Here is a 5,658-nt window from a genome sequence, read left to right as displayed (position 1 = left end):
GCGGCGTGATCCCGGCCTCGTTCCACTCGCCGATATGGGGCTCGACCTCTGCTTTCACAAAACGCTGGAACTGTTGGCGAAACTCCAGGTGTTCGTCGGAAAAAATCTCTCTGCGCAACTCAGTCCCTCCTCTGGCGGGCTAGCCGTACCCGCTCCGGTGCTTCTTCGTGGAAACCCACGATCCGGTGCAACGTCCTCAATCGCCCGCGCCCGCCGTGCGCTCGAAATGCGCTCCGTACAGGCCCGCGGCGAGTTGCCGCAAACGCTGATCGACATCGTGAGAGACCACGTACTCGATCTGTCCGGTCTGCTTCAGGGTGTGCAATGTGCGGAACTGGGCGAGGACCGCGGCCCGGTCTTCGCCCAGTATCAGGTCCGTCGTCAGGCGAGGTCGATAGATCAACTCGTCAATCTGGCGCTGATGCCAGGCGACGTCACCCAGCAGGAGAAACTCGCGCCCGCTCGCCAGGCCCACATAGATGATCTGGCTGCCCGGTGTGTGGCCCGCCGCTTCGATCGCGACCAGTCCCGGCGCCAGGGCCAGGTAGCGTGCGGAATCCAGTGGCTGAGTTTCGCGCAGAACGCCAGGAATCTGGGAAGAGTCCATCTCCGAGGCATTGGCCGATTGCGCGGCGGCAAAACGCACGCGGCTCGCGAGCTTGTCGGGGTTCGGATGCAGGGCCAGCCCCTGGATGTGGTCGATGTGCTCGTGCGTGAAGACGATACCTTCGGCCCGCCCCAGCGCGCTCAAGACGCTCTGGAAAGCATCGGCGTAGAACAGCGCATCGCCCGACATGCCTCGCAGCGCCTTTTCGCCCATGGTGACGTCGACGATCCAGCTGCGATCCGCATAGACGATCTGGAACGCGCGATGCACCATCGGGTGGTCATCCCACGCTTCACCCGCGAACACCGCGCCGCGCGGCAGATTGGCCTGGGCGACGAGTTCTTCGTTCAAGCGCAGCGGCTTCGCCCCGGGAATGGAACTGGCCAGCCTTCGCACTTCGGACAGGTCCAGCTCGTAGCTCGAGGTTTCCGGAACGGTTTCAGGCGCCGTCAGGTAACTCCAGCCCGCGTAGCCGAGTACGGCCAGAACGCCAACCGCGATCGCGAGCCTGCGCAACCACTTCATCTCTGTTCTCCTCCTCAGGCGGCCGGAAAAACCGCGCCGCCGTCGATCTTCAAGATGGCGCCCGTCGTGAAACTCGACGCGTCACTGGCCAGATAGAGCGCGGCGCCGACGATCTCGTCGGGCTGTCCGCCGCGTTGCAGCGGAATGCCCAGCTTCGCGTGCTTCTCGAAGGCTTCCAGATCCCAGGCCTTGCTGATGTCGGTGAGAAAGGGACCCGGCATGATGCAGTTGACCCGAACTCTGGGCGCGAACGCGCGCGCCATGCCGAGCGTGATCGCGTTGAGTCCCGCCTTGGCTGCACCGTAGGGCAACTCATTGGGCGTGGGCTGCACCGCCGCCACGCTGCTCACGTTGATGATCGAGCCGCCTTCGCCTTCGGCCATACGCGTGCCGATCAAGGACGACAGGCGGAAGGCGCCCTTGAGATTCACATCGAAGACCTTGTCGTAGAGTTCCTCGCTCACGTCCACCAGCGACTTGTACAGGGGCGACAGTCCGGCGTTGTTCACCAGCACGTCGACCCGGCCAAACCGCTCATAGGCGGTATCGGCGAGGGCATCGCATTGCTCCCAATGGCCCACGTGACAGGCGATCCCCAGTGCCTCGCGGCCGGTTTCCTCGCGGACCTCGGCGGCCAGCGCATCGCAGGCCTCCTGTTTGCGGCTCGCGATGAGCACATTTGCACCGTTTCGCGCGAAGGCCAGGACCATGGCCCGGCCAAGGCCGCGACTGCCTCCGGTCACGAGCACAACTCTATCTTTCAGGTCGAACAGATCCTCAGACATCTGCGCCATCCTACTCTCGAAGAGAGTTTTTCGCAGACAGAGCCTTCGCCTTGGTGGGAACCCGCCCTACTGTCCCTGAACGCGCGCGACCAGGTTCCGGAGTTCGCGCGGGGGCACGAGATCGCCATTGTCCATGCAGCAGGGGAACGAGAAGCCATAGGTCGACTTGTCGCGCCTTCGGATCAGCGCATCGAGCCGGACGGACTCTTCTTCGCGCACCAGTTCCAGTTCGACGACTTCACCGATTTCCAGGTCCGGGTCGCAGAACTCATCGAAGTGAATCTGGATGCCGGCTTCGCTGATATCGACCGGATGCGCTCCGATCACGGATGCTCCGCCGCAGATCACACGCACCTCGAGACCGTGGTCGTCGTGCAGTGGCACGCGCACGATCGAGCGACCATTGATGCTCAAGGCACCTGCGGGTGGGCGCAAATAGACGCGAGAAGTTCCGCGAGTTTCGACCTTCCTCACGCCAGTTATGAAAGCCTTGGTGCGCTGAGCGTGCTGAAAGACCACCAGCGCGAGCGCTTGCGGATGGAAGCTCTGACCGGATTCCGGATCCTCGAACTCCAGACTCACGTCTTCGTCTGTGGCGGTAACGAAGCACGCCTTGTGTGAGGCGCCCATGCTGACCGACACGATCAGCGCCGATTCGCGCTTCACACAGGCTTCGCGCACCGCGGCGATGATACTCTCGGGCGCGGAAGTGTCGTGCGTTTCGTCTTGCGATTGCTGGCTCACAGCGGTCTCCGAAGGATCCTGGGATTCCCTTGTATCGGAGCCTGAACGCTGCTCTTCAACCGATGCGCGAGTCACAAGACGCGTCGGGAACTGGATGTGCCCTACGTCGTCCGACGGTCTAGAGTGTCGCCGAAGGATGCAGACTCGAAGCGACGCTTCGACATCACGGTGAACAATGCTCGCCTCTGATTCACAATCGAAGTCGCTGGACGCCGTGGGCACCGGCAGCATGGTGGTCGACGAAATCTCCTATGTTCCGAGTTTGCTGGGCGCCGACGGCAAGATCGTCGTGCACCAGTCGGCGGAGCGACCCGCCGCGCAGCGCCTGGTCGGCGGAGTGTGCATCAACCATTTGAGTTGGGCGTCGCTGCTCGGCCTGTCGGTCGGCATCTTCGGCAAGCAGGGCGATGACGAGCCCGGTGCCTTTTTGCGCGCCGGCCTGGATCGCCTGGGCATCGAGCAATCGCTGGATCTGTCGGGAAGCAGTTCATCGTTTTCGCGCGTGTACGTCGACGATCGCGGACAGCGCGCGATCTACATGGCTCGCGGAGCCACGGCCGAATTGACGCCGGGTGAGATCGAATCCCGACACCTGGGTCTGTTGCGGCGCGCGCGCATCGTGACCGGCGAGGTATCCCAGGTTCCGCTCATCAGTGTGTTGCGCAGTTTCGAACTCGCGCATGAATTCGGCGCGCGTACCGTGCTCGATCTGGATGTCGCGATAGACGGTGCGATCCCTGTACTCGGCTCGGAAGCGGATCTGCAGCGGGTATTGCACGCCACCGATATCCTGAAAGCCTCTGCCAACTCGCTGGTCGGACTGGCGCAACCGGGCGAACCCGAAAAGCAGGTACTGCAGATGGCGGACGCATTCGGATGCAATGCGGTGATCCTGACGCTCGGCGAGCGCGGCGCATTGATCCAGAACGACGGACAGACCCAGACGGTCGCGGGCTTTGCGGCCGAGGTCGTCGATCCCACCGGCGCGGGCGATGCCTTCCTGGGAGGAGTGCTGTACGGGATGGCCCGCGATCTGGACTGGAGCGATGCGCTTCGCCTGGGCAATGCCTGCGGGGCGGCGTGTTGTGAACAGGTCGGCGGTCTACCCCTCGACCCGGATCGGGCCCGCGAGAGGATCCGCGCGCTGGTTCCAAACCTGGCGGACGCGATCGGGTAACCGGTCCGGCTCAGCTCCAGTAGCTGCCGTCGATCATGCGTTCGAGCATGCCGCGGCACATGATCAAACCCTCCGGAGTGTCGGGCTTTTCCATATGCCCGACCGCAACCGCGCGAGCCGAGGTGCGGATCGAGATGCTGCCCCAGCGCAACGCGGCGAAGACCTCGTAGTAGTCCAGGTTCTTCACCGTGCGACCGGAGAGTTCCTCGTAGGTGGTCGCAACCTCGGTGCGCTCCATGAAGCCGGGAATACCGGCCTGCCCGGCGGCTTCTGCCATCTCCTGGAAGAAGGCGTGCATGAACTGCATCCAGGCCAGATCGGCTTCGGGTGCGCCGAGCGCCGCCATTTCCCAGTCGAAGGCGGCCACCGGTCTGAAGTCGCGATACATCAAATTGCCGATGCGCGCATCGCCCCAGTTCAGGACCGGAGGATCCTCTTGCGCGGGCCGGTTCGCATGCAGCCACTCGAAGGTGCGTTCGATGATCGGGTAGTCCACACCCTCGCGCGCCCATTCGTAGTAGGCGCGTTCGTGTCCCAGGTGCTGATCCAACGCCGTCTTGCCCTTATCGGGTCGTTCCAGAAAACTCACGTCGACGCCCGCCAGATCGATGCCGTGCAGACCCGCCAGGAGGGCGATGGATTCGCGTTGCAGCTTCGCGCGCTGCTCGGGAGTCGCCTCGAGCACCCAACCGGCGAATACGTAGGGCGGCATATCCGGTGGGACCAGGCCTTCGATCTTCTCCATCACGAAAAAGGGCGAACCCAGCTTCGACTCATCGAGTTCGAGCCACGGAGTCTCGGGCACCGGCACCGCGCTGTGTTCGCGCACCAGGTTCAAGCAGCGATATTGCAGTTCCAGGTCGTAGCTGGGAAACGCGGGGTAGTTGGACATGTCGGGACTCAAGCGCGCGACATAGGCCCCCTGACGACGTTCGCCCTGCTCTGTCCAACTCGCGTCAAAGAGCAGCGTTTCACTCGACATGCCCGAGGCCGCCGGGATCTCGAGTTGCGATATCGAGACGTCCGCTCCTTCTGGCAGACGCGACGCAAGCCAGGAACTCAGCAAGCCGCGCAGTTCAGCCAGATTTCGATTCGATGGCAGTGGCACGGCGGGTTAGCCGCGCCGGTCGCGTTGCGGGAAAGACTGGAATGCTGCTTCTGGGGCTTCGGTTCTTGGCTGCGAGTGGCTCATGGTGGCGCAGTATAATCGCGCCAACTGCCGGATTCTGAAACCTTTCCTCATTCGACTCGCGTGCCAGGCGAGATACCTGGCGTAAGTGGCCGAAAATGTTGATGAGATCCTGTCGCATTCTCGAAATTTTCGAAGTGATTTCCAGACGGCCTGGCGCGCCGAGCGCTGCGCCAGGCCGTCTGGACGCTTGCCGTATCCATAGGGAGTGGTATATGACCCTCCGCCCCGGCGCTCATTAGCGGGGAAACGACGTTGAGGGGAGCCAATGGTCAGGGGAACCGGGAGCATGGATGCCGCCCAGAAGGCGGAACTGGGCAAGAAGTGGGTCTGTTATTCGTGCTCGGTCAAGTTTTATGACCTGAACAAGCCCGAACCCCTCTGCCCCAAGTGTCAGGCCGATCAGCGCGAGTCGCCGCTCTTCGAGAAGCCGAAGCGAAAGTCCACGCGCAAGAAGACGACCAAGAAGGCCGCGAAAAAGACCACCAAGAGGGCGAAGAAGAGCGCGAAGCTCCCCTCTCTGGACGACGATGAGGTCGAGCAGATCCCGGTCGAGTCCGAAAAGACCGACGAGATCAATCTGAACGAAGCCGACCCCGACGGAGTTCCGATCAGCAACGACGACGACTAG

The 5,658-nt window shown here is 62.8% G+C and carries 7 protein-coding genes; 2 read left to right on the top strand and 5 right to left on the bottom strand.

Annotated elements, in window-relative coordinates; all coding sequences use genetic code 11:
- From GY725_19155 to GY725_19140, 4 genes are all read right to left on the bottom strand, one after another.
- On the bottom strand, nucleotides 1-118 hold a 118-nt coding region (locus GY725_19155), incomplete at its 3' end, for an acyl-CoA dehydrogenase family protein (GenBank protein ID MCP4006305.1).
- Nucleotides 119-196: 78 nt separating this feature from the next.
- Nucleotides 197-1,132: a hypothetical protein gene (locus GY725_19150; protein ID MCP4006304.1), complete on the bottom strand. Its 936-nt coding sequence runs from the start codon at nucleotides 1,130-1,132 to the stop codon at nucleotides 197-199.
- A gap of 14 nt (nucleotides 1,133-1,146) precedes the next feature.
- A complete protein-coding gene (locus GY725_19145) occupies nucleotides 1,147-1,917 on the bottom strand; it encodes an SDR family oxidoreductase (protein MCP4006303.1) in 771 nt (256 codons plus the stop codon).
- A 66-nt stretch (nucleotides 1,918-1,983) separates the two neighbouring features.
- The gene (locus tag GY725_19140) at nucleotides 1,984-2,661 is read right to left on the bottom strand and encodes a hypothetical protein (GenBank protein ID MCP4006302.1); all 678 of its coding nucleotides are present in this window, start codon (nucleotides 2,659-2,661) and stop codon (nucleotides 1,984-1,986) included.
- 175 nt (nucleotides 2,662-2,836) lie between these two features.
- Here GY725_19140 and GY725_19135 point away from each other — a divergent pair, with 175 nt between their 5' ends.
- A complete protein-coding gene (locus GY725_19135) occupies nucleotides 2,837-3,838 on the top strand; it encodes a carbohydrate kinase family protein (protein MCP4006301.1) in 1,002 nt (333 codons plus the stop codon).
- 10 nt (nucleotides 3,839-3,848) lie between these two features.
- On the opposite strand, the gene GY725_19130 is transcribed toward GY725_19135, so the two are convergent.
- On the bottom strand, nucleotides 3,849-4,946 hold the full coding sequence (locus tag GY725_19130) for a phosphotransferase family protein (GenBank protein MCP4006300.1): 1,098 nt from the start codon (nucleotides 4,944-4,946) through the stop codon (nucleotides 3,849-3,851).
- Nucleotides 4,947-5,316: 370 nt separating this feature from the next.
- Here GY725_19130 and GY725_19125 point away from each other — a divergent pair, with 370 nt between their 5' ends.
- Nucleotides 5,317-5,658: a TIGR02300 family protein gene (locus GY725_19125; protein ID MCP4006299.1), complete on the top strand. Its 342-nt coding sequence runs from the start codon at nucleotides 5,317-5,319 to the stop codon at nucleotides 5,656-5,658.

Source organism: bacterium (assembly GCA_024226335.1).
In the GTDB taxonomy this organism is placed as follows: domain Bacteria; phylum Myxococcota_A; class UBA9160; order SZUA-336; family SZUA-336; genus JAAELY01.
This window is presented reverse-complemented; position numbering and strand designations above follow the sequence as displayed.

Excerpts from the sequence above, each read along its gene's own strand:
- GY725_19150 (MCP4006304.1), bottom strand. The coding sequence starts at position 1,132 with ATGAAGTGGTTGCGCAGGCTCGCGATCGCGGTTGGCGTTCTGGCCGTA.
- GY725_19145 (MCP4006303.1), bottom strand. The coding sequence starts at position 1,917 with ATGTCTGAGGATCTGTTCGACCTGAAAGATAGAGTTGTGCTCGTGACC.
- GY725_19135 (MCP4006301.1), top strand. The coding sequence starts at position 2,837 with ATGCTCGCCTCTGATTCACAATCGAAGTCGCTGGACGCCGTGGGCACC.
- GY725_19125 (MCP4006299.1), top strand. The coding sequence starts at position 5,317 with ATGGATGCCGCCCAGAAGGCGGAACTGGGCAAGAAGTGGGTCTGTTAT.